Raw genomic sequence first — 21,216 nt, 5'->3', positions numbered from 1 at the left:
TAACAAAGAAGGTCTCCTGATGGAGTGACCCTTCTGTCACGTATTCACTCGTAGTCCGAAAATTTACGGTTTTCAGGTAGATACTTCCGGGCCATATTCCCGGTGATATACGAGGACTATTCTTTTCGGTGGCTAATCCACCATTCCTTTATTAGTTTAACAATCCTGCACAGGCTATGTCAACTTAAAACCCGAACATTATGACACTTGAAAATAATAATGTTCGCTTTTTGACGAATGCATTCCTCATGGCTACCACGAATCAATCAAAAAAAGGAATGCCCCTAAAGGCACTCCTTCTATTCATAGTTTATTTAATAACCAATACTGGAATTCGAGCATGCTGAACAACATTATGGCTGACACTACCGAGCACAAATTCACGGATGCCACCAAGACCACGACTTCCGATGATAATGAGATCGTTATCGTGTTTCTTTGCATAATCGAGAATCACTTCTGCAGGAGCACCCTGTGCCAACTCTACATCCGCACTCACTCCTACTTCTTCCAAGCGGATTCTTGCATCCTCCGCTGTTCTTTCAGCTAATTCATAGAAGTCTTGATTTATGGAAGTTGGCACTGGTGCAAAGCCATCTGCAATATAAAAACGCGGAAAATCGTAAACATGCACAACCGTAAGCTTCGCACCAGGCGTCAGCTTCACCAGTTCAATCGCTTTGTCTAACGCTTTCGTCCCGGCTTTAGAACCATCGTACGCTGCTAGAATGTTAGTAAATAACATAGAAAAGCACCTCCATGGAATTAGAATAAAAAATACCCGTAAAGCACAGCATTTAGAAGTAAAAGTAATGGAACACCCACCCGAAAGCTGACATGCTTGGTCTTATGACGTTTGAGATTCATAGCCATTAGCACACCAAGTGCTCCACCAATGGTAGCAAGTAGGAATAAGGTACGTTCAGGGACGCGTTCGCGTCTTCGCTGGGCACGGCGTTTGTCATCCGACATAACTAGATAGGCTACCCCGTTAATAAATATAAACCAAATCAATAATCCCGTAACCATATCGGCCCCCCTTTTTTCTTACTCTATCGGTATAAGTTCCAACTCTTACTCATATATAGTATACCACGCCTATTTCTATAATTAAAAAAAACTCCCCTTCAGGGGAGCTTAAGCAGTGTCTCACTATGATTCGTTCTTCGAAATTTGATTCAAACTTGGGGGAAGATCGGCCTGTTTCTTCGGCTTAACCTCGATCGTCTCCTCAAGGATGCTGGATTTATTCTGCTGGTTTTCGGTCTTCCGCGCTTTATGATGCGGCACGTTCATCACCTCCCAGCTTTATCATCCCGTCGTATTCTTTATTTTATACGGTAAATTTACTTGCCCTTCTTCTCCATAGCGGCTTTAAGTAAATCTCCTAGGTTAGATCCAATTGACTCCTGTTTCTTCGCAAACTGGTTTACTAGCTTCTGTTGCTCTCGCTTGTTTACATGCTTCGAATCCTGATTCATTGTCTCCGTAATACCACATCCAAGACATTGTACATAAGGACCTGCCTTGCCTTCTTTCATCTCCATCTTCTTATGACACTGAGGACAACGACGATTAGATAGTCGCTTCTCACCCGAACGGCGGTAGCCACAGTCCTCACTTGGACAAGTTAACACGAGACCACGTGCCGTCTTCTTCTCTAGTAACCTTGTACCACAATCTGGGCAATGGCTATTTGATACATTGTGTGGCTTATAGGTTGCTTCACTATTTTTAACACCGTTGATCAGACTCTGTGCCATATCTCGAATGCCTAGAAGGAATGGCTCCGGCTTGCCTTGTCCACGAGCGATGCGCTCCAGTTCAGCCTCCCAACGTGCCGTTAGTTCTGGTGTCCGTAAATCTGCGGGGGCAAGCTGAATCAGTTGCTTCCCTTTTCCTGTCGGATGTAGAGAATTACCTTGACGCTCTATCGTATCTGAATTGACTAGCTTCTCAATGATATCCGCACGCGTAGCCGGGGTTCCCAGTCCGTGTTTCTCCATCTGTGTCAGCAGCGCAGCTTCCGTATATCGCTTCGGCGGCAACGTCCGTCCCGTCTGTACTAGGCACTTCTTAACAGTAACAGCCTCGCCTTCACGCAGCTCAGGAAGCGTCGTACCCCGTTCCTCCGTATCGTCACCGTCTTCATCCTCATCCATGGCTTGCCCGTCGTAGACAACACGCCAACCGCTATCCTTCATTGTCGTTCCTTTAGCATGAAGGTTCTCCCCGGCAATATCTACAGTAACAGCGACATTGTCGAAACGAGCAGGAGGATAGAACAAACTGATAAATCGCCGAACGATCAGATCATATAACTTTCGTTCTTCTGAACTAAGCGCATTTAATAATACCGTCTGCTCTGTAGGGATAATCGCATGGTGATCGGTCACCTTACTATCATCCACAATTCGTTTACTAAGCGTCAGCGGCTTACGTAGCAAGGGTCTCGCTAACGGAGCGTAGGGACCAACGGCTACACTATTTAGCCGTTCCTTTAGTGTATCGCCCATATCGGAAGTGAGATAACGCGAATCAGTTCGCGGATAAGTAACCAATTTATGCTGCTCATACAGTCGTTGCAGTACATTAGATGTCTGTTTCGCCGAGAATCCCAGCATACGGTTGGCATCCCGCTGTAATTCCGTTAAATCATAGGCCAAAGGATGAGGAACTGTCTTCTCACTCTTTTTAAGCTTAATGATTTTACCTGAACGTCCATCCAACTTACTCTGCAACCGCGTTACTTCCTCCGGGTTAAATATGCGCGAGTCACCGTTATTTCCCCGCCATGTCACTTGGAAAGATCCCAGATCAGCACGGAGCGTACTATATCCTTCTGAAACGAAAGAAATAATCTCATTCTCACGCTGCATGATCATCCCCAGACTCGGAGTTTGCACACGGCCAGCAGACAACGGTGCACCAAATTTGCAGGTCAGCGCACGTGTAACATTCAGACCAATCATCCAATCCGCTTCCGCACGGCAACGAGCCGATTGATATAAACGCTCAAACTGGGCCCCCGGTTTCAGTGAGGAGAATCCTTCTTTAATCGCTTTATCCGTCTGTGAGGAAATCCATAGTCGCTGGAATGGCTTATTCCATTTGACCATATCCATGATCCATCTCGCCAGCAACTCACCTTCCCGAGCTGCATCTGTAGCAACGATAAGTTCACCCACATCCTGCCGCCGCATCAATTGCTGAACAATCTTATACTGATGACTGGACTCCTTCAGCACCTTCAGCTTCATTTTTCCAGGTAGAATTGGTAAATCCTCTATCGCCCAAGTACCAAATTTCCCATCATAATCCTCGGGTTCGGCAAGTCCAACCAAATGACCCAATGCCCATGTAACTACATATTTGGGTCCTTCAAAATATCCCTTATGTTTATCTCGGCTTCCCATCACCCGCGCGATTTCCCGCGCAACGGATGGCTTTTCCGCTAATACTAACGTTTTCATGAGTTAATGTAACACTCCTTTCTACCCCACATTATAACATGAGGATCAGGAGTTAACTTTTTATTGAAGTTGTAATAGCAAAGTTGTTGGTCGAAGTAGACGTTGATGTGGAAGAAAAATTGACAACCTCTACAACTATCGTAACTCCAACTATTAGTGCTGAATTTATCGTTAGGTTCGCTGCGCTTAAAGTACTCGTTGCTCCTCTTTGAAGTACATTATTCTGAAAAAGGTTATAGTAACCATTACTAGATGCAACAACAAGTCCCCCAGCAGCGACAGAACCACCACTGTCATTAGTGAAGCTTGTTGCAGGTATAACAGTTGTACCTCCGATGATGTTACCAAGAACTACGGCTGCCGTATAACGATTTACCGTAGGAACCGTAGTAGTACTCGTTGAAGTATTCACATTTCCAGTGATAGTACTCGTTGCGGTTAAATGCATTTTAATTACTGGCATCCAAGTCTCCCTCCTATCATTTCTATGAAAACTAATATATTCTATGAAATTCATTGCTTTGTGGTTTGTATTATTTATTCATCTAACGAAACACCAAAAAGGTTCCAGGGAAGGAGAACCTTCTCACTAGAACCTCTTTGATAACTTTATAAATAGGATCGTTAAGTCCTAGTCAGCCCTTCCCCATACTTCTTCCATAGAGCTCCTTCATAATCTTCTTGCCAGTAGGAGTCTGAGCGAGCCCGCCCATAGCCGTCTCTCTATGCTTTTCGGGCATCGCACTTCCAACCTCAAGCATTACACCGATCACTTCATCTGATGGAATGACGCTTCTCACACCAGCTAGCGCCATATCTGCAGCCGCCATCGCAGTAACCGCACCGAAGCCATTTCTGACGATACAAGGGATTTCTACTAGTCCGCCAACCGGATCACATATGAGGCCAAGTGAGTTTTTCAGTGCCAGTCCCACAGCGTGCACAGCTTGCTCAGGTGTACCACCACGAAGCTCGACTAAAGCTCCTGCCGCCATACCGATAGCAGAACCAACCTCGGCTTGACATCCACCTTCTGCACCAGATACGAACGAATTATTAGCGATAACATAACCGATAGCACCAGCACTGAATAGACCCTGCACCATGTGCTCGTCACTCCAGCCAAATCTCTCTTGTGAGCTTACGAACACACCTGGAATGATGCCACAGGAACCTGCCGTAGGAGTAGCAATGATACGTCCCATAGATGCATTAACCTCAGAGACGGCTAATGCATAGGCCATCGCAGTACATGTCTCTGTTCCTAAGGAAACTACACCGTTCTGGATGTATGTATGAACTCGTTTGGCATCTCCACCTGTCAAACCACTGCGAGGTTTTGAATCGTCTTCTATCCCTTTGGTCACTGCTTCCTTCATTACTTCATAATATGCGGTCATTTGTTCAATCACTTGTGCTGCGGTCGTTCCTGTCTCTGCTGCTTGCTCCGTAATCATTAATTGCCCTATCGTAACTGATTCCTCTACGCATAGTTGTATCATTTGCTCCAAACTAGAGAACCTCATGATTTTCCCCTTTAGCAGTAAGATTTATAACGCGTATCTTGTAAACGTCAGGTAATTTAGATATCTGATCGATAAAATCAGTACTTAATACCTCATCACTTTCAATAACAGTTAATGCATCACCACTTCTAGACTTTCGGTCAACCTCCATGTAGCCAATATTGGCATCGGCATGTTTGAAGATATCTGTCATTTCAGCTAAAATACCTCGCCGGTCAGCATGAAAGATTAACAACGTTGGATATACCGCCGTAAATTTAACATCGAAATCATCAATACTAACGATTTCAATGTTGCCTCCTCCTATGGAGCAACCTGTTACAGTAACCTTCTGCTCACCCCGCTGAAGAATTAACGTAGCCGTATTCGGATGTACCCCAGCCTTCTGCGCCGTACGAAGTTCTACTTTTAAGCCAGCCAGCTCACTTTGAACTAAAGCATCCTTAATTCGCATATCATCTGTATCGTAATTAAGTAAACCTGCAATAATAGCTAGATCGGTACCATGACCTTGATACGTTGTAGCAAAAGAACCATAAAAAATAATTTCGGCTTGTTCCGGCTGTGCTCCAAGTACATGCCTGGCCGTTCTTCCTAACCTGACAGCTCCAGCGGTATGAGAACTTGAAGGCCCCACCATGCTTGGCCCAATTATTGAAAATACATCTTTAAACCGCATGCTTGAACACCCCTGACTTATTCTTTGCTCAGTCACTCCATAAGATGCGCAGAGACAATTTCATCATCGCGAAAATGTATGTAGTTATATAGATCAATTACAATATTATCATCTTTGCTTGTATATCCAACCATTCTTTTGCAGAGCCTCAACTAAACAGTTTGAAGAATCTGCAACTAACTGCTATAATCATTTTTAATACCAGGTACTAACACTTGATACTAATTCATAATATAACGATAAAGGAGTGATTTCAATTGTCGACATTATCCAAAGCCCGTATTACTGCCATTGGCACTTATGTTCCAGAAGCTATTATGACCAATGAAGATTTGGAACGATTAGTTGATACGAACGATGAATGGATCATCCAACGAACAGGCATCCGGACACGACATATCGCAGCAAGCGATGAATTCACTTCCCATCTCTGCATTCGTGCTGCGGAGAAGCTAAGAGATACCTACTCTGTTTCACTCGACGATGTTGATATGATTATCGCTACGACTACTACACCTGACTTTGCATTTCCATCCGTATCTTGCCTTGTCCAAGATCATTTGGGAATACAAGAGACCGGGGCGATCGACCTGAACGCCACTTGTGCTGGGTTCTCATATGCCCTGCATGTGGCGAATGGTCTGATTACCTCCGGTCTGCATAAGAAGATATTGGTCGTAGCTGGAGAAACCATGTCAAAAATAACCGACTATCGTGATCGAAGCACCTGCATTCTATTCGGTGACGGGGCAGGAGCAGCTCTCGTTGAATATGATCCTAACCCTGATCCTGATCATGCAGGCTTTGAATCTTTTACTATGGGGACGCAAGGTAGTGGCGGCATCCATGTATACCGTTCCGGATTATCCTCACAGTTAAACCAAACACCACTCGAAGGTGATGGGCGAATTGTGCAAAATGGACGCGAGGTATTCAAATGGGCTGTGCGAACCGTTACTGCGGGTATCAATGTTCTGCTTGATCAGGCCAACTTGGAACGCGATCAAATCGATTGGTTCGTGCCACATAGCGCTAACCTCCGCATGATCGAGTCCATTTGTGAGAAGGCCGAATTCCCTCTCTCCAAAACACTGCAAAGCGTAACAGAAATGGGCAACACTTCTTCCGCCTCCATTCCCCTCGCTTTACAGACTGGGATCGACCATCAACAATTGAAATATGGTGATCGAATCATGATATATGGTTTCGGTAGCGGCTTGACCCACGCAGGTCTGATTATCCGCTGGGACGTTCCCGACCTTAAGAACATTTAATGGTGGGCTGAATTGAAACTAACTTAAGAATCCACCTTTTGAATCTTCGCTGGATTGTTGATTTTGTACGGTACGGGATATTTCGTAAGCTTCTTGGCGACGATTTTAGCCTCAAAGGTAATTTTGTCGCCGATGGCTAATTCATTCTTTTTGAGCGTAGCACTGTGACTGGACCAAGCTTCACCGATTTCTGTCTCAGGCTCAATAATAGTTACCGCTTCATAGATGACCACTTCATCATCATTATCGGAGAAATGATTAGGCACTGTTGTAAATTCCTTAACGATAGCGCTCAGTTTAACCTTTTCTTCAGGAAGCTGAAGTTTTTGTTTCTTTTCCTTTTTCACTTTACTCTTCGGAGGTTTTGAGGCCTCAGATATATCGACTATAAGTTCTTTGGCTTTGGGTTGTTCAGCCTTAAGTTCAGCTGCTTCAGGTGTATCTACCTTAGTTGGTTCAATCTGAGGCTCTTCTTCATCTGCCGATACCGAAGGCTTCGAACCGTAATTAGCTGCCTGCATCTCCTTCAAATATGAAGGGTGAATGCAGTGCTGCTGTTTATTATCGAATTCAATAACCGCAGTTACATTGTCGACAAAACCAACTATAGTACAGGCCAAATTCATACCATTTCCCTTGTAGAAAAATGCTTTCATTTTTGCAGCCTTATCTGATAAAAGACCCCATTCTTTGCATTTTTCGATTATTTCTGCCTCGTTCTCGAAGGCGTTATATGTGCTAGGTTGGATAATGAATGTATACGTCATAAATTTCTCCGCCTTTCTTTTACTTTAATTATGACCAATTTTGCCCACAAATTAAGCCTCAAGTTTAAATTCAGGTTCAAGCTTTAACTCCAACATAAACAAAAACATAAACATAAACAAAAACATAAACTTTAACTATAATTAACAACATACCTGTCCAACATAGAAACATAAATCTAGCTCGTCCGAGGCTTCAATTTTATACTCAGCTGGAACCTAACTGGAAAAACTCCCGCTAATTTAGCCATATGGTCCTTTTAGCTCCAACTAGTTGGAATAACTCCAGTTAATCTAACGAAAAATCACCATGCTAGTAAAATTCCCTAGATTTAACTGGAGAAATTCCAGTTAGACAAACTCTTATGAATTAAACAACAAATTACATGGAGGTTTTCCCTCTATAGTTTTTTTAAATCGAGTTTTTTATGTTTTGTCGTATTCTCGAGATGCAAATAGGTAGACAGGTGGGTCCATCTTATCATTTTCCCATGTCAATTCGTGACATTGACGCTTATTCCTCCTCAAGCTATCCTCCGATAGGTATCATCCATACATCATAATCATTTATAATCGTATTAACCTACATTATAAAGGAGACTGAATCCTATGCCCATCCTTAGACGGCTTATTACCGAAGCGGATTTTCAAGAAGCCATGGATCGGCGTCTTCTTGTCCGCGTATTTCGCGATAATCATTTAATTGAATCGGGAAGCGCTCTGATTCGCTTTACCGATGAAACTATCATCACACAATCAAGCGTCAGTGATCTAACCTACCATTCCAGACGTGATTGTCAGTTCTTTGAGATTAGAAAATAACTCTTCAATTAGAGCAGGACCATGCTTACGAGGTAAGTTTTGTTCGAAGTATATTCGTGGGTGTATTGCTCACAAATCTTTTAGGAGGCAAACCATGGACCTTATTGTTTCAAAAAAGTGGTTGTTAGCACGTATGTATGAGCCTGATCTTGTCATTGTAGATTGTCGTTTTGAGCTAGGTCGTCCTACTGCAGGACAGGAAGCCTTTGCACAATCACATATTCCTGGAGCAATCTACCTCGATCTGGAGGTCGATCTTTCATCACCAGTTAACACGCATGGCGGCCGGCATCCCCTGCCTGATCCAGATGTACTTGCCAAACGCCTCAGCCAAGCTGGAATCAGCAACAATTCTCGGATCGTAGCCTACGACGATCAAGGAGGTATGTATGCTTCTCGATTGTGGTGGCTGCTTCGTTGGCTCGGTCATGACTCCGTATACGTCATGGACGAAGGATTTTCTAGTTGGAAGGATGGCGGCTATCCCCTCACAGATGCTCAACCTATCAATATTCCAGCCTCCTTCGTTCCCAATCTTCGCCATGATATGCTTGCTGACATGAATGAAGTTAAGCAATCTCTCAGTAACCCCGGCGTACTATTGGTCGATTCTCGGGATGCATCGCGCTATGCCGGTGAGCAAGAACCTATTGACGCCAAGGCAGGCCACATTCCCGGAGCCATCAATAGCTTCTGGAAGCAGGTCTTAGATGATAGTGGAGCCTGGAAGAGTGATCAACTATTAAGTAGCCAATTTTCTCGACTTACAGAGGCTATGGACAAAGGACAAGAAGCGATCATCTACTGTGGCTCAGGTGTAAGTGCCTGTCCAAATGTGCTTGCCCTGCATCGATTGGGATATTCCAAAGTTCGTTTGTACGCGGGAAGTTGGAGTGATTGGGTTAGTTATGAGGAGAATCCGGTGGCTATTAGCAAGGAATAAGATTCGCGAGGGATTTGAATAAGTAGTTCTATGGACTGAACTGGGAAATTAATAAGATGCCTTTTGGTCCATTTGGTGTTTTATTGCAAACAATTTGCAAACAAGAACAAGGAGAAAGCAGTTACCGGATAGATGTGAGAACAGTTACAGAGCTATTTGTGCATAGGTGATCGCTGTTGAAATATTGTATATATAACAGAATACTCTTCTCAGGAAGAATGAAATACCTTCTTAAGAGCAGCGTTCTTCCAATCTAAAATCAAAGAAAGGAAATATTTGATGTCTGAATTAGTAAAATCCGACTTGATAATTAAAGTCGGATTTTACTAACTATAAAACTTGAATCATTAATTCTATATGATGCTTCATTGAAAGCTTTTTAGGATATCCTAGTTGGTGAAAGACACCATCAATTAAATTCTCGCGATATTCTCTTGCCCCTATTGTTTCTGGGGTGTTGGAATATTGGTTTAGAAATGTAACAAGTTTCCTTAGAGCTTGAAAATATTTACCTTGAACATTTGAAGTTCCTAATTTATCATCAGAAACAAAATGGCGAACCCAAATTTCTTGGCCATTAGGCTCCTTTAGATAAGTTAAATGTAAAGCTACAGCATGAGCTGGCCCACCTCCTCCAGTACCAACTCCAACGATCTGAAAATCCCCAAACCCATAAAAATCAGGTTTATAGGTACTAAACAAATCAGAGAAGTACTCATCAGGAACATAATCTGCATTCCTAGATAGACGATTAAAGGAATCTTTTATGATGACCCTCTTTTTTCCTCTAAAAGCATTTAAATAAGAACTGCTTACTTTACCATCCATAAAAATATGATAATCAATTCTTTTAGTTACTTGAGTTAAATTATCCCGGATACGAGAGTTACTCACGTGAATAAATGCAAAGGAAAATTCTACGTATGTATCCATTGCTTGTTGAATTTCCAAAAGAGTCGTAGTGTCATTTATATAGTAGCCCAACGTTACTAAATGTTTATTCTCAAAGTCTTCTAGTAAAGGGCGATATATATCATACCCTTCGTTATATAACTCTCCACTTTGTGGATTAATAATAAAAACAAATGGAATGCCTGAGTTATTAATGACAGGGAGCATTCTTCTTGTCGTTGAGTTTAAATTAACAGGCTCAAATATTGGCACTACATTTTGACTTTCTTGTATCAATGAAACTAACTCAGATATTGCAAAAAGTTCATTTTGCTTACCCCGAAGAAAGGGAAAATACATAGATAAATCCTCCAGTTAATCACCTTAGTATATTACGAAATTGCAAAATTTCCGTTCTTTTTAAGGAACCTCTTTCGAGAAGAAAACTTAATGATTTCGGCCATATAAATGTATTTTCAAGGTTTATGTGGGATCTGAGTTTGAGTTGTTTTACCATTAAATCATGTGCTTCCAAAGGGTTAAGTGACTTAAATAACTTGAAACATTCATCAAAGATATATGCATCAGTAACTTGTGGAACAAATCCATATGCCTCGCGGATTGCTGCTTCATATTCGTATCTTCTTAAAGTCAAGAACATTGATTCTGGATTTAATTGTTCTATGAATTCTTCCGCTTCCCTATAAACTTTAAGAGTTCCTCTTTTGTTCAGAAACATAACTCCGACATGTTCGGGTAATTCAGGCAAAATTGTATCTATGTTTCTTTCATATGAAACAACCACTGTTTGTTTAAACAATTGATGATATGAATTAATCTGATTAGTCAATCGGCGATTAGTATCTATTTCAGTTTTTATTTCATATGCGATAGAAGTCCCGTTTAACCATAACAAATCAGCGACACAATTCCCGCTTTTGACTTCTGTCAATATGCCATCTTTCATCTTTTTACGACTTTCTTTCTTAATTTTACCATATAGTTCCGATTTGTAAATATATTCACACCTATAGTGTTTCAATAATATGCGATAGGCCTCGTCAAACAGCATTCTATAATCTCCATTGCAGCTTGCCTCTTGTACAAAACCAAATGATTTAGAAAGTTCATTCAAGAGGTCTTCATGCTTGGAGGAGAGGATCTGCCGAAGAAATGTAGTAGAATATATCCTAGCCAACTCACTAAAAGACGACACAAATGTTCCCCCCCATACATGTAATAATATAACATTATTTCAAGAAAAATATTATGACGGTAGAAAGTCTGCCGCCACTTTTTTAAAAAAATGAAAGAATTTCATTAGTATAGCTCATGATTTATTAATCATAACATATTTTTATTTTAATCTGAGTATTCTTTTCATCAAGTTGACTGTAATGACTGCTTACTGGTTTTCAAAGTGAAAAATTGGCTTAAAAGATCAGTTTCCTTTATATAAATGGTCAAAAAGGCTAGTATGATTCGGTTAAAAACCCCTTCTTTTAACCCTTTCTACTAGTCTAGCAAGATAAAAATAACCTCCTTCTAAAGATATAAATTCGCTATTAGCGAATTTATATCTTTACTTTACTAGATTGACATGCTATATTTGCTTCACAGCAACTTTGAATGCTAGTAACATTCATCAGGTCATCTCCCCCAAAATGGAGTTTAACAAAACTCGCGGAATGCTAAAAGCATTCTACCTTTAAAGGCCGCACCCGGGCTCTGACCAGTCCACCATGCCGAGCTATATGCGCACAGCGGTTCAGCACAACGCGCGCTAGGAGATTGCGCGCGTTGCGAAATAATTAGGTAGGTGTCTCGCTTGCACCACTTCTTCTAGGGAGGGAACTAAGAAACTATACCCCCTTAGTTCCGGAAGGAGACTGCACATGCAGAAAAAAATGCTGTTCAAGCGAAACGCCCCTCTGGCCTACAATAGAAAAGGAGTAAAGAACAAACACCATAAATGGTTAAGGCGTAATATTTTTAAATTCCTGTTTAAGTTTTTGGAATCTATTTATATTATTGCTAAAATCATTGCTGTTATTTATTCCATTTTCAAAAAGTAATTTTGGCTGTGAGAACGGGAAACCTACCTAATATATTTTTAATGAAAGGATGATTTAAATGATTGGGGATGTACTGAAAAGAACTCGGGCTATTTACGGCTATAAAGCTACCGAGATGAGTTCTATGCTAGGCATCTCAAACAGCTATCTATCAGAAATTGAAAATAATAAGAAGCAACCCTCTCTCGAAATTCTACAAAACTACTCTAAAATTTTAGGAATAAAGCTTTCTTCTTTAATCCTTCTAGCGGAAGATTTTGAAGAGGCATCTAAGAACAATAAGAGCCAAGAGTTCATAAAAAATATGATGCTCCGTTTAGTCAACTTCATGTCAAAAAGTGAGGGATTGAGTGATGAAGAACCAACTGAAGAAACATGACATTACTCAATGTGCCCTATATAAATGCAGAAGCAAAAGTAGATTAGCGAAAATTTTACAAATAGATTCTGAGGAATTTAATGACCTAGACAAAATAGTGAACTACTCTTCTTTTTTAAAAGACAAGAAAGATGGAGAACAGAGAAAGATTACCTCACCTAACAAAAAGTTAAAAACCGTTCAGAGAAGAATATTAAGGCTTCTAACTCGAATAGAGCGTCCACCTTGGGTAATATCCAGTCAACGCGGAAAGAGTTATATCGATAATGGTAAGTATCATCAACAATCAACGTACCTTATTAGCATGGATATTAGAAAGTTCTATGAAAACTGCTCACGTGAATATATTTATCAATTCTTCAAAAATTCACTACATACATCATCTGACGTTGCAGAGATACTGACTACAATAGTTACTCTTGAAAACAAATTACCTACAGGAAGTCCAACAAGCCAAATCATTGCATATTATGCCTACCAAAAAATGTTTAATGAAATTCATGATATCGCCGAACAATATGGATGTATTTTTACACTATATGTTGATGATATGACTTTCTCCAGTAACCTTCCATTTAACACCAGTCAACTTAAAAATAAAATTGATATTGAGCTTAGAAGATATTCTCACAAACCAAAATACAGTAAGATTAAGTATTTCTCTAAAAAGAAACATAAAATAGTTACTGGTGTATCTATAACTCCTGATAATAAACTAAGTGTTACCAACAATCTTCGAATAAAAATTTATACTGCAGCTGTGAATCAACTACGTAAAAGTGAGACATTTTCTGACAGCACACCCTCCGAACTAAAAACACTTATGGGACAATTACAGGCTGCCCAAAGTGTTGATCCCAGTATATTTCCTGAAATCCGTCGTTTAGTAGATAGGAAGACAAAAAATATCACTATTTAATTATCCTATACATAAAATGAAGTCGGAACTTGTATGAACGTGTGCTGACTCTTGCGCTTATTCCCGTGTATTCCGCGTTTGCATAAGTGCTTACTTTATGGCTTGTTTTATTCGGCAGGTCTGCTTCCTCTCTCGGTGTGGTGTATTCCACAATGTGGCATTCTCTGGTTCGGGAGTAATGCGACTAAGCGGACGGTATGGTTAGCGTGCTTCCTCCTGACCAATGGCGCTCATAAATACACGAATGGTACGTGCTGCCTGTATCCCTCTTACTTTCCAAGCTCTGAAAGCGGGCACTCTGAAAGCAGTTTCTGACGGTAATGACAGCTGGAGCGATTGGATTTCGTACAGCGAGAATCCAGTGGCGGCGGGGGAAGAATAAGAACCGAGAGGCCGCGCCCGACGCGGGCTTGGGGGCTGTGACAGGTTGCCGGTAGGCAAACTGTTGCAGCCCTCTTTGGGCTTTTCTGTCAACAACCTGCAAACTAGAACAAGTGCAATATAGAGTTTACATTTTTCAACACATAAGTTACAATCATTCCCAATCAATAACTGGAAAGGATCTCTCGCTGTAATGGTGGTAGGTGCGGTATATGGTTTTGCTTATATGAAGTGGATTTGAACCTGATGGTGACAGATGAGAGCAAATATTGTTTAAAACTAAGCGTATTTCTACAGAGGGGAGATCTAATTACTATGAATGTAGCCGTCAAGTTGATGCGAAAATTCAAACACCACGATACCCAGAATAAGCTGAAAGTCTATCAGGACAAAGCAGAGCTCATCAGGAAAAGAAATTTGGAAGCATGGGACGATGGGCAGCTTCAAGTGGAATCCCGCCGGCTGCAAAAAGAAGCAAAATCGGGTACACCTTTGGATGAGCTGCTTGTCGATGCTTATGCGTTAGTCTGCGAGGCAGCGAAGAGAAAGCTCGGATTACAGCCTTACGATGTCCAGATCATGGCTGCCATCGCTCTGCACGAGAGATTTTTGATCGAGCAGCATACCGGTGAAGGAAAAACGCTCTCTGCTGTTATGCCTGCTTATCTAAATGCGCTGACCGGCGAAGGCGTTCATGTGCTGACTTTTAACGATTATTTGGCAAATCGAGATGCGGAGTGGATGGGCCCGATCTATCGTTTCCTCGGGTTAACGGTAGACTCGGTTCAAGCGGATATGAGCCTGTTCGAAAAACGGGAAGCGTACGCCAAGGATATAACCTATGTTACGGCTAAAGAGGCGGGATTCGATTATTTGCGCGATATGATCGCACTAAACGAAGTCGATACCGTGCATCGTCCTTTCCACTACGTCATCGTCGACGAAGCGGATTCACTGCTTCTCGACGAAGCGCGGGTTCCGCTAGTCATCGCCGGCGAACCGGGCTCATTCGGCAACGACGGTAACGACGGCATTCGTTTCGCAGAAGTGGCTCGGCAGCTCGCGCAAGTAGAGTATTACGACTTCGACGAGTTCCAGCGGAACGTTTATTTGAATGAAGCGGGCTCTGCGAAAGCGGAATCCTTGCTGGGATGCGGTAATTTGTACGAAATCCATCATAGTCATTTGTTAGTGTCGTTAAATTGCGCGCTGCATGCGGAATTGTTATTGAAAAAAGACGTCGATTACATCGTCCGGGACGGTAATATCGAGCTGATTGACGAATATACCGGCCGTGTGGCGGAGAACAGGCATTTGCCGGAGGCGCTACAAGCCGCGCTTGCGGCCAAAGAAGGGCTGCAGCCCTTAGCCGGCGGGAAAATTCTCGGTACGATTACCCTTCAACACTTCCTTAGCTTATATCCGAAGATTTGCGGAATGACGGCTACCGCGCACGCTTCCGCAATGGATTTCGAAGATATTTATAGGCTGCAGGTCGTGCAAATTCCACCGAACCGGCCCAACATACGGATCGACCATCCGCACCGGATTTATACCCATAAAGAAGCCAAACTTAAGGCGCTTGTACAAGAAATCTCGTCCGTCCATAGGGCGGGACGTCCGATTCTCATTGGTACGTCAAGCGTCGGAGAGTCTAACATACTAGCGGAGGCGCTAGAGGTTGCCGACGTACCTTGCCATGTTCTAAATGCGACAAACGACGCAAAAGAAGCCGAGATCATCGCCAAAGCGGGAGAAATCGGCGCCGTGACGGTGTCTACGAATATGGCGGGACGCGGCGTCGACATTCGGCTCGGCGGCGGCAACCCTACGCAAGCAGAAGTTGTCGCCAAGCTGGGCGGGTTATACGTGATTGGTACGCATGTGAACGAAAGCGTGCGGATCGACGACCAACTGCGCGGGCGTTCTGGTCGCCAAGGCGACCCGGGAGCTTCTGTATTTTTCGTAAGCTTGGAGGACGAGTTGTTGCTTCGGTTCGGCATCAATAAATCGATTCGCAATCTTAAGCAGGATGAGGCTCTCGAAGATTCGGTGCTCCGCAGCAAAATCGCGCAAATTCAGCGTGTTATTATGGGCCAAAACTTCGATATCCGCCAAGAACTGAACTATTATTCGGATATGGTGGAGGATCAGAGGCGAATTCTATACGAGGAGCGGCTCGGAATTTTGAAAGGCGAGACGCCGATGAGCCCTTCGGAGCAGCGGGTACGGCTTTTTTATATCGACAAGTTCTGGGCTGACCATCTGGCATACGTTTCTTACATTCGCGAAGGTATCCACTTGGAGAGCCTTGCTAGCCGCAATCCGATCGACGAATTTCATGCGCAAGTCACCCAAGCATACGAGCAAATTCTGGCTAAAATTAATAGTGAGTCGGCGAATATGCTTGTAAGGCTCGGAGGTTCGAATGATCCGGCGAAGTGGGAAAAGTTCGGTCTGAAGAGCCCTACTTCCACTCGGACTTATATTATCAACGATCAATACATCCAGAATAAGCGCAACTCATGGACCACAACGACCGTATTGGCTTATTACATTCGCAATATTTTGAGGCCGATATTCAAGCTGCCAAAATTTTGACGCAGCGTAGCTTTTTCAAGGCTAATCGCGTTACTATTGAAGATTCAAAAGATTATTTTCAGGCACTTTTATGTCATTTTGGATTAATAAATAAGAATTAGTATTGCAGTTCGAAACATTAAAGAGCCCGCGTCGAACGCGAGCTCTTAGTATATGACCGATTCTATTAAGTATCAATACCACTGTTCATTGTTATACTTTCAGCAAGCTTGTATGCGATCTGTTCGCTATCCTCTTCTCTGTAGACATACTCGTGATAATGGGGACCACGAATGTCTTTCCATCCCTTTTCGATAGCCTTTTGATAATACTGTTTGGCACGATCGTTCTCACCAATCAAATAAAACAAACAAGCTGAGTTCCAATACAGAGCAGCATCGCCATTCCAGTCCCAACCTTTATCCAGAGCTGCCGCATAGCTCCATGCGGCCCGGGCGTAATCTTTGTTTACACCATATCTACTATCCCCGCGCATATAGTGATTTCCGTTGACAAGTAGGTTATTTAAGGAATAGTTCCATCCAAAAAGAACGGGAAAATCAGCAAGTAGTTTGAACCCCACAGACATGGCAGTTCTTTGCGAACCTATGTTGTTGGACCAACACTGCCACCCGACTCTAGTTATGCCCCTCTGTTTTGCCAATAAAAGTGTTCCTAACAAAGTTTTTCGGGCCCAACCTTCGCCACGATACCTTTCTTCGGTCTGAATGCCTACCTCACATTCACTTCCAACTACCCAATCCGTAAGGCACCAGCTAATAATGGTCAGTCCCTCATTAGTGCTCTGTATAGCAACACATCCGAAGCCCCTGTTCTCAAATGCTTCTAAAGAGGACCAACCCCCTTGAATTTCACTGATTACCTCATCCAGCCCAATTAAATCTTGACGTTTTAATAAGCTAGCATCTACCGGAACAATATGATCATTGAGAGTGTGTGGGGTATTATTCATATCGAAAGTAAGAGTCATTCGTCCACTTCGGAGTGGTAACAATGTTCTCGTCACTAGTTCAAGAGCCTCTACCCAAGCATCATCATTTGATGGGTAGAACATCACGTAGTCTAACTCTCCCCTAGATGTGAGACTTGGTAATAGTTCTGTAGAGAGAAGTTCGTTGACCTCTATGAAGAACAGAATATTCTTTGGACTACCTCCTAGGAAAAAGCCTTGAGGGTTCATTAATAACGCTGTCAGACCATCATTGGACAAGAAAACTCGTCCCGATATAAGACCTGAAATGACTCCCTTTATCGATAAATGGTGTTTCAAGTCATCAAACAATCCTGCTGCCTTACCGAAGCTTTCACTAGTAAGTTCTTTTCCGCGAATCAAATGATTTGAATATTTCATATCCGTTTGCCTCCCATAAGCTAATGAGAGGTTTATCCACTATAAATATAAACCTCTCATACGCTCTTTGATTTGTTTGTCCTTATCCAAACATCATCACTCCTTTATACGTAGTTGAGGATCATACTCTAAGATTCAAATTATTTATCCCCTATTTGATTATGGATAAATAATACAGATCAGACAAGGTAGAGTTTAACTATAGACATCTATTGGAAATTTCAAATTTTATGTATGTTCCATCCACGAAGCACGACCTTCGAATCCATTCCCTGCGAAGGGGGACTACGAAGAACCGAACTGTGAATTATAGATATTTCATTAAGATTTCATTAAGATTTGAAGATTTAAAAAATGATAGGATAATAAAAGACATACGTTAAATATCCAAAATATAACAAAAAGGCAGGTTGAGTAACAATCATGAACAAGATCATGTTATTTACTATTAATCGTACAAAATGGCTGACTGTTGCGCTCGTTTCGTTGCTGTTGCTGACCATCTGCTCTCCTTTTAGTGTGACGGCCGAATCTCCGCAGCCGCAAGTAAGCCAAGCAGGATCTACTAATCCTGCCCAACCTATGAACCAGCAAGCCTATTCGGATGTACCCGTTACAGCATGGTACGCAGAGGCAGTTAACACTTGGATTATGCTAGGAATTCTTAATCCAAAGCAAGGAGATAAGCTGAGTCCCCAGCTTAATATGACACGCGGAGATTTTGCTAAGTTTTTAGCGATCTCACTAGATCTGTCCCCTTCCAAAAGCGCCTCAACGTTTAAAGATATGCCTGTTGACGGCGAATTAACCGGGTATGTTGCTGCCCTCCATGATGCGGGGCTGGCAAAAGGTTACCAAGACGGCACGTTCCGTCCGAACTTAAAGATTACAAGGGCTGAGGTTGCGAGCTTGATTGTTACAGCCAAGAAGCTGAAGCCAGAGCCGCAAGTAGGTAGCGGATTCCGTGATGTTCCGCAGAAAAGCTGGTATGCTGGCGCAATAGGCGCCTTGACGAAAGCAGGTATTGCATCCGGGAAATCGAAGGTTAACTTCACTCCAAACGCAAACATTGTGCTGGCCGAAGGGATAACTCTGCTTTATCGCTCCTTCTACACTCCGTCTATCATTCAAGACATTGGCAATGACGGCACAATTAAGATCGATGGCAAGAACTATCGCGCGGGCACATCGGTACAAGGCATTTTTCAAGCATCGAACAAAGCTGCTTTGCACAATGCAGCGATTAAGTTTACCTATTCGGGGGATATGATAAAGTCAGTTGAAGGGCTGATTATCGGCTATAAAGACTCATTAACAGAAACGAATGCACCTATAATATTTGATGCCAAGGGCAACACCGTCAATGGAACCGTAATTGTGAACTCAAATCAGGTCGCGTTGGCTCACTTGGAAGTTAAAGAAGATTTAAATTTGACCCCGGCAGTTCAGTCGGACTTCTTTGCCTACAATGTACTCATTCAAGGTAAAACAGTTTTCCTGAAAGATAACGGCCGTCCGAAATCACAGATCACAAATATATGGTTCGAGCATAGCGATCTCGGCCAATTATATTTGTTTAATAGCACACTATTGAAAAAGGTTGATGACAGTGCGGATAAGATATCCCAATCAGGCTTCAAGTCAAAGGGGGAAGTTTCCAGCTTAGAGAATAACATATACTTGAAAAAGGTTGGTATCCGTGCGGACCTACCGTCCCCATCAGACTTCAAATCAAAGGGAGAAGTCCGCATTTCGGCAGCTACCTCCACCACAGAAGACATCCAGCAACTTTATGTTGCTTACTTTAACCGCCCCGCCGACTCCGCGGGCCTTCAATTTTGGCAAGGCACCATTGATGCTGATAAGGGTACTGTCGTTGTTACAGGCTCCTTCGCGGGTATGCCGGAATATGAAGCAAAATTCTCAGGGACTAGTAACAGCCAAATCGTTGACCAAATATACTTGAATTTATTTGGAAGACCCGCAGATTCAACAAGTCTTGCATTTTGGGCAGGATCAATTGACGCAGCAGCCACTGGTATAAACTCCGGAATCGCTGTCAATTCGGGCGCTGATTTGGGCCCCTTGCAACTTACCTTTGAAAACATTAACGCCACGGTTACGGCGGCGGCGAATACCGAACTCAGCGCTGATACGTCCTCTACGCTTAATACACTCACCCTTCAGCCTGGCGTTAGCGTGCAATCCTCAAGTCAAACGCCAATCGATACGCTGATCATCGGTAATTCGGATACGGTAGGCCCTACGTCAGCTGGCAGCACCTCCTTCACCGGTTCAGCGAACATTGGGCAGACGATTGTAACCGGCAATGCCGGAAACGTTAACCTGAATGTGCAGGGTACGATCGGAAGTCTTCAGATAACTGGAAACAATCCTCGGCTTGATCTAGGAGATGCCACTTCTATCGCTAATTTGATAGTTCCATCGGGAGTAACCCCTGCATCGTTTTTCGTGAATGGCAATGACTTTTCTAGAGTGAAGGCTGTCAACGGGCAATCAACGGCACCTATACCAACACCAAACACGAACTCGAGCCCAAGCCAAGGTCCGAATCCTAGTCCTAGCCCGAGCCAAGGTCCGAACCCTAGTCCTAGCCCGAGCCAAGGTCCGAACCCTAGTCCTAGCCCAAGCCAAGGTCCGAACCCTAGTCCTAGCCCAAGTCAAGGTCCGAACCCGACTCCTAGCCCAAGTCAAGGTCCGAACCCGACTCCTAGCCCAAGCCAAGAACCGAACCCGACTCCTAGCCCAAGCCAAGGTCCGAACCCGAACCCGAGCCCGAGCCAAGGTCCGAACCCGAGCGCTGGCACCTAATCTGACGATTAATGTCGTGAACGGCACGGACTCACAAACGACATCCTCTTACCTAGTGTTACGAATACGTAGACACACATCTTCGATTACAATTGCAAGCGGGTTTTAAAGGTTATGGCAGGGTATCGATAAGTGAGCTGTGCCACCTAAGTGAACATTTCCTTGTACTCCACAAAGTACTTCAAAAGAAGTCCCTCTGGACAATTGGCAGCTGAAGCGATTCGATTTCGTATGAAGAGAATCCGGTGGCTACCAAAGATGAGGGGCAAGCTTACACTCGTATGCTTCACTAAGCATTGTAGACAT

The 21,216-nt window shown here is 43.0% G+C and carries 19 protein-coding genes and 1 riboswitch; of the genes, 8 read left to right on the top strand and 11 right to left on the bottom strand.

Features of this window, described 5'->3' with window-relative positions; translation table 11 throughout:
• Positions 1 to 31: 31 nt before the first annotated feature.
• A riboswitch (purine riboswitch) is annotated at positions 32 to 133 on the bottom strand.
• Between the two features lie 177 nt (positions 134 to 310).
• The 7 genes from NST85_RS04350 to sdaAB form a co-directional block, all read right to left on the bottom strand.
• Positions 311 to 745, bottom strand: coding sequence for a universal stress protein (locus tag NST85_RS04350; RefSeq protein ID WP_127194261.1), 435 nt, complete (start codon positions 743 to 745; stop codon positions 311 to 313).
• A gap of 20 nt (positions 746 to 765) precedes the next feature.
• Positions 766 to 1,029, bottom strand: a complete 264-nt coding sequence (locus tag NST85_RS04345; RefSeq protein ID WP_127194262.1) for a DUF1294 domain-containing protein — start codon at positions 1,027 to 1,029, stop codon at positions 766 to 768.
• Positions 1,030 to 1,152: 123 nt separating this feature from the next.
• Positions 1,153 to 1,290: a hypothetical protein gene (locus tag NST85_RS04340; RefSeq protein WP_170220272.1), complete on the bottom strand. Its 138-nt coding sequence runs from the start codon at positions 1,288 to 1,290 to the stop codon at positions 1,153 to 1,155.
• 56 nt (positions 1,291 to 1,346) lie between these two features.
• Entirely contained in the window at positions 1,347 to 3,473 is a 2,127-nt protein-coding gene (locus NST85_RS04335) for a DNA topoisomerase III (protein WP_341188638.1), read from the bottom strand.
• 52 nt (positions 3,474 to 3,525) lie between these two features.
• Entirely contained in the window at positions 3,526 to 3,936 is a 411-nt protein-coding gene (locus NST85_RS04330) for a DUF4183 domain-containing protein (protein ID WP_341188637.1), read from the bottom strand.
• 172 nt (positions 3,937 to 4,108) lie between these two features.
• Positions 4,109 to 4,999: an L-serine ammonia-lyase, iron-sulfur-dependent, subunit alpha gene (sdaAA, locus tag NST85_RS04325; RefSeq protein WP_127194264.1), complete on the bottom strand. Its 891-nt coding sequence runs from the start codon at positions 4,997 to 4,999 to the stop codon at positions 4,109 to 4,111.
• A complete protein-coding gene (gene sdaAB / locus NST85_RS04320; RefSeq protein WP_127194265.1) occupies positions 4,986 to 5,678 on the bottom strand; it encodes an L-serine ammonia-lyase, iron-sulfur-dependent subunit beta in 693 nt (230 codons plus the stop codon). The genes sdaAA and sdaAB overlap by 14 nt, the downstream gene beginning before the upstream one ends.
• Positions 5,679 to 5,935: 257 nt before the next feature.
• Between sdaAB and NST85_RS04315 the strand changes: the two genes are divergently transcribed.
• Positions 5,936 to 6,952, top strand: coding sequence for a ketoacyl-ACP synthase III (locus tag NST85_RS04315; protein WP_341188636.1), 1,017 nt, complete (start codon positions 5,936 to 5,938; stop codon positions 6,950 to 6,952).
• 23 nt (positions 6,953 to 6,975) lie between these two features.
• Here NST85_RS04315 and NST85_RS04310 read toward each other — a convergent pair whose 3' ends face one another.
• The gene (locus NST85_RS04310; protein WP_341188635.1) at positions 6,976 to 7,719 is read right to left on the bottom strand and encodes a hypothetical protein; all 744 of its coding nucleotides are present in this window, start codon (positions 7,717 to 7,719) and stop codon (positions 6,976 to 6,978) included.
• Positions 7,720 to 8,325: 606 nt separating this feature from the next.
• Between NST85_RS04310 and NST85_RS04305 the strand changes: the two genes are divergently transcribed.
• Positions 8,326 to 8,538: a hypothetical protein gene (locus tag NST85_RS04305; RefSeq protein ID WP_127194268.1), complete on the top strand. Its 213-nt coding sequence runs from the start codon at positions 8,326 to 8,328 to the stop codon at positions 8,536 to 8,538.
• 94 nt (positions 8,539 to 8,632) lie between these two features.
• Complete coding sequence (locus tag NST85_RS04300) at positions 8,633 to 9,481, top strand: sulfurtransferase (RefSeq protein WP_341188634.1); 849 nt, start codon at positions 8,633 to 8,635, stop codon at positions 9,479 to 9,481.
• A 330-nt stretch (positions 9,482 to 9,811) separates the two neighbouring features.
• Here NST85_RS04300 and NST85_RS04295 read toward each other — a convergent pair whose 3' ends face one another.
• Together NST85_RS04295 and NST85_RS04290 are read right to left on the bottom strand one after the other, a co-directional pair.
• Positions 9,812 to 10,732 carry a sce7725 family protein gene (locus tag NST85_RS04295; protein ID WP_341188633.1) on the bottom strand — a complete coding sequence of 307 codons (921 nt, stop codon included), beginning with the start codon at positions 10,730 to 10,732 and terminating at the stop codon, positions 9,812 to 9,814.
• Positions 10,733 to 10,751: 19 nt separating this feature from the next.
• Complete coding sequence (locus tag NST85_RS04290) at positions 10,752 to 11,507, bottom strand: sce7726 family protein (protein ID WP_341188632.1); 756 nt, start codon at positions 11,505 to 11,507, stop codon at positions 10,752 to 10,754.
• A 998-nt stretch (positions 11,508 to 12,505) separates the two neighbouring features.
• Here NST85_RS04290 and NST85_RS04285 point away from each other — a divergent pair.
• The 4 genes from NST85_RS04285 to NST85_RS04270 all read left to right on the top strand — a co-directional run bounded on the left by NST85_RS04285 (position 12,506) and on the right by NST85_RS04270 (position 16,727).
• Complete coding sequence (locus NST85_RS04285) at positions 12,506 to 12,826, top strand: helix-turn-helix domain-containing protein (protein ID WP_341188631.1); 321 nt, start codon at positions 12,506 to 12,508, stop codon at positions 12,824 to 12,826.
• Complete coding sequence (locus NST85_RS04280) at positions 12,801 to 13,745, top strand: reverse transcriptase family protein (protein ID WP_341188630.1); 945 nt, start codon at positions 12,801 to 12,803, stop codon at positions 13,743 to 13,745. Before NST85_RS04285 ends, NST85_RS04280 begins: the two co-directional genes overlap by 26 nt.
• A 223-nt stretch (positions 13,746 to 13,968) precedes the next feature.
• Positions 13,969 to 14,127 carry a hypothetical protein gene (locus tag NST85_RS04275; RefSeq protein ID WP_341188629.1) on the top strand — a complete coding sequence of 53 codons (159 nt, stop codon included), beginning with the start codon at positions 13,969 to 13,971 and terminating at the stop codon, positions 14,125 to 14,127.
• A gap of 314 nt (positions 14,128 to 14,441) precedes the next feature.
• Positions 14,442 to 16,727 carry a preprotein translocase subunit SecA gene (locus NST85_RS04270; protein WP_341188628.1) on the top strand — a complete coding sequence of 762 codons (2,286 nt, stop codon included), beginning with the start codon at positions 14,442 to 14,444 and terminating at the stop codon, positions 16,725 to 16,727.
• A gap of 166 nt (positions 16,728 to 16,893) precedes the next feature.
• On the opposite strand, the gene NST85_RS04265 is transcribed toward NST85_RS04270, so the two are convergent.
• Positions 16,894 to 18,078, bottom strand: coding sequence for a GNAT family N-acetyltransferase (locus NST85_RS04265; RefSeq protein ID WP_341188627.1), 1,185 nt, complete (start codon positions 18,076 to 18,078; stop codon positions 16,894 to 16,896).
• A 423-nt stretch (positions 18,079 to 18,501) separates the two neighbouring features.
• Here NST85_RS04265 and NST85_RS04260 point away from each other — a divergent pair, with 423 nt between their 5' ends.
• Positions 18,502 to 20,910: an S-layer homology domain-containing protein gene (locus NST85_RS04260; protein ID WP_341188626.1), complete on the top strand. Its 2,409-nt coding sequence runs from the start codon at positions 18,502 to 18,504 to the stop codon at positions 20,908 to 20,910.
• Positions 20,911 to 21,216: the final 306 nt, after the last annotated feature.

Origin of the sequence: Paenibacillus sp. FSL K6-2524 (genome assembly GCF_038005525.1) — a bacterium.
Lineage (GTDB): Bacteria > Bacillota > Bacilli > Paenibacillales > Paenibacillaceae > Fontibacillus > Fontibacillus anaericanus.
Note: the sequence above shows the minus strand (reverse complement) of the source record. Positions and strands in the feature narration are given on the sequence as shown.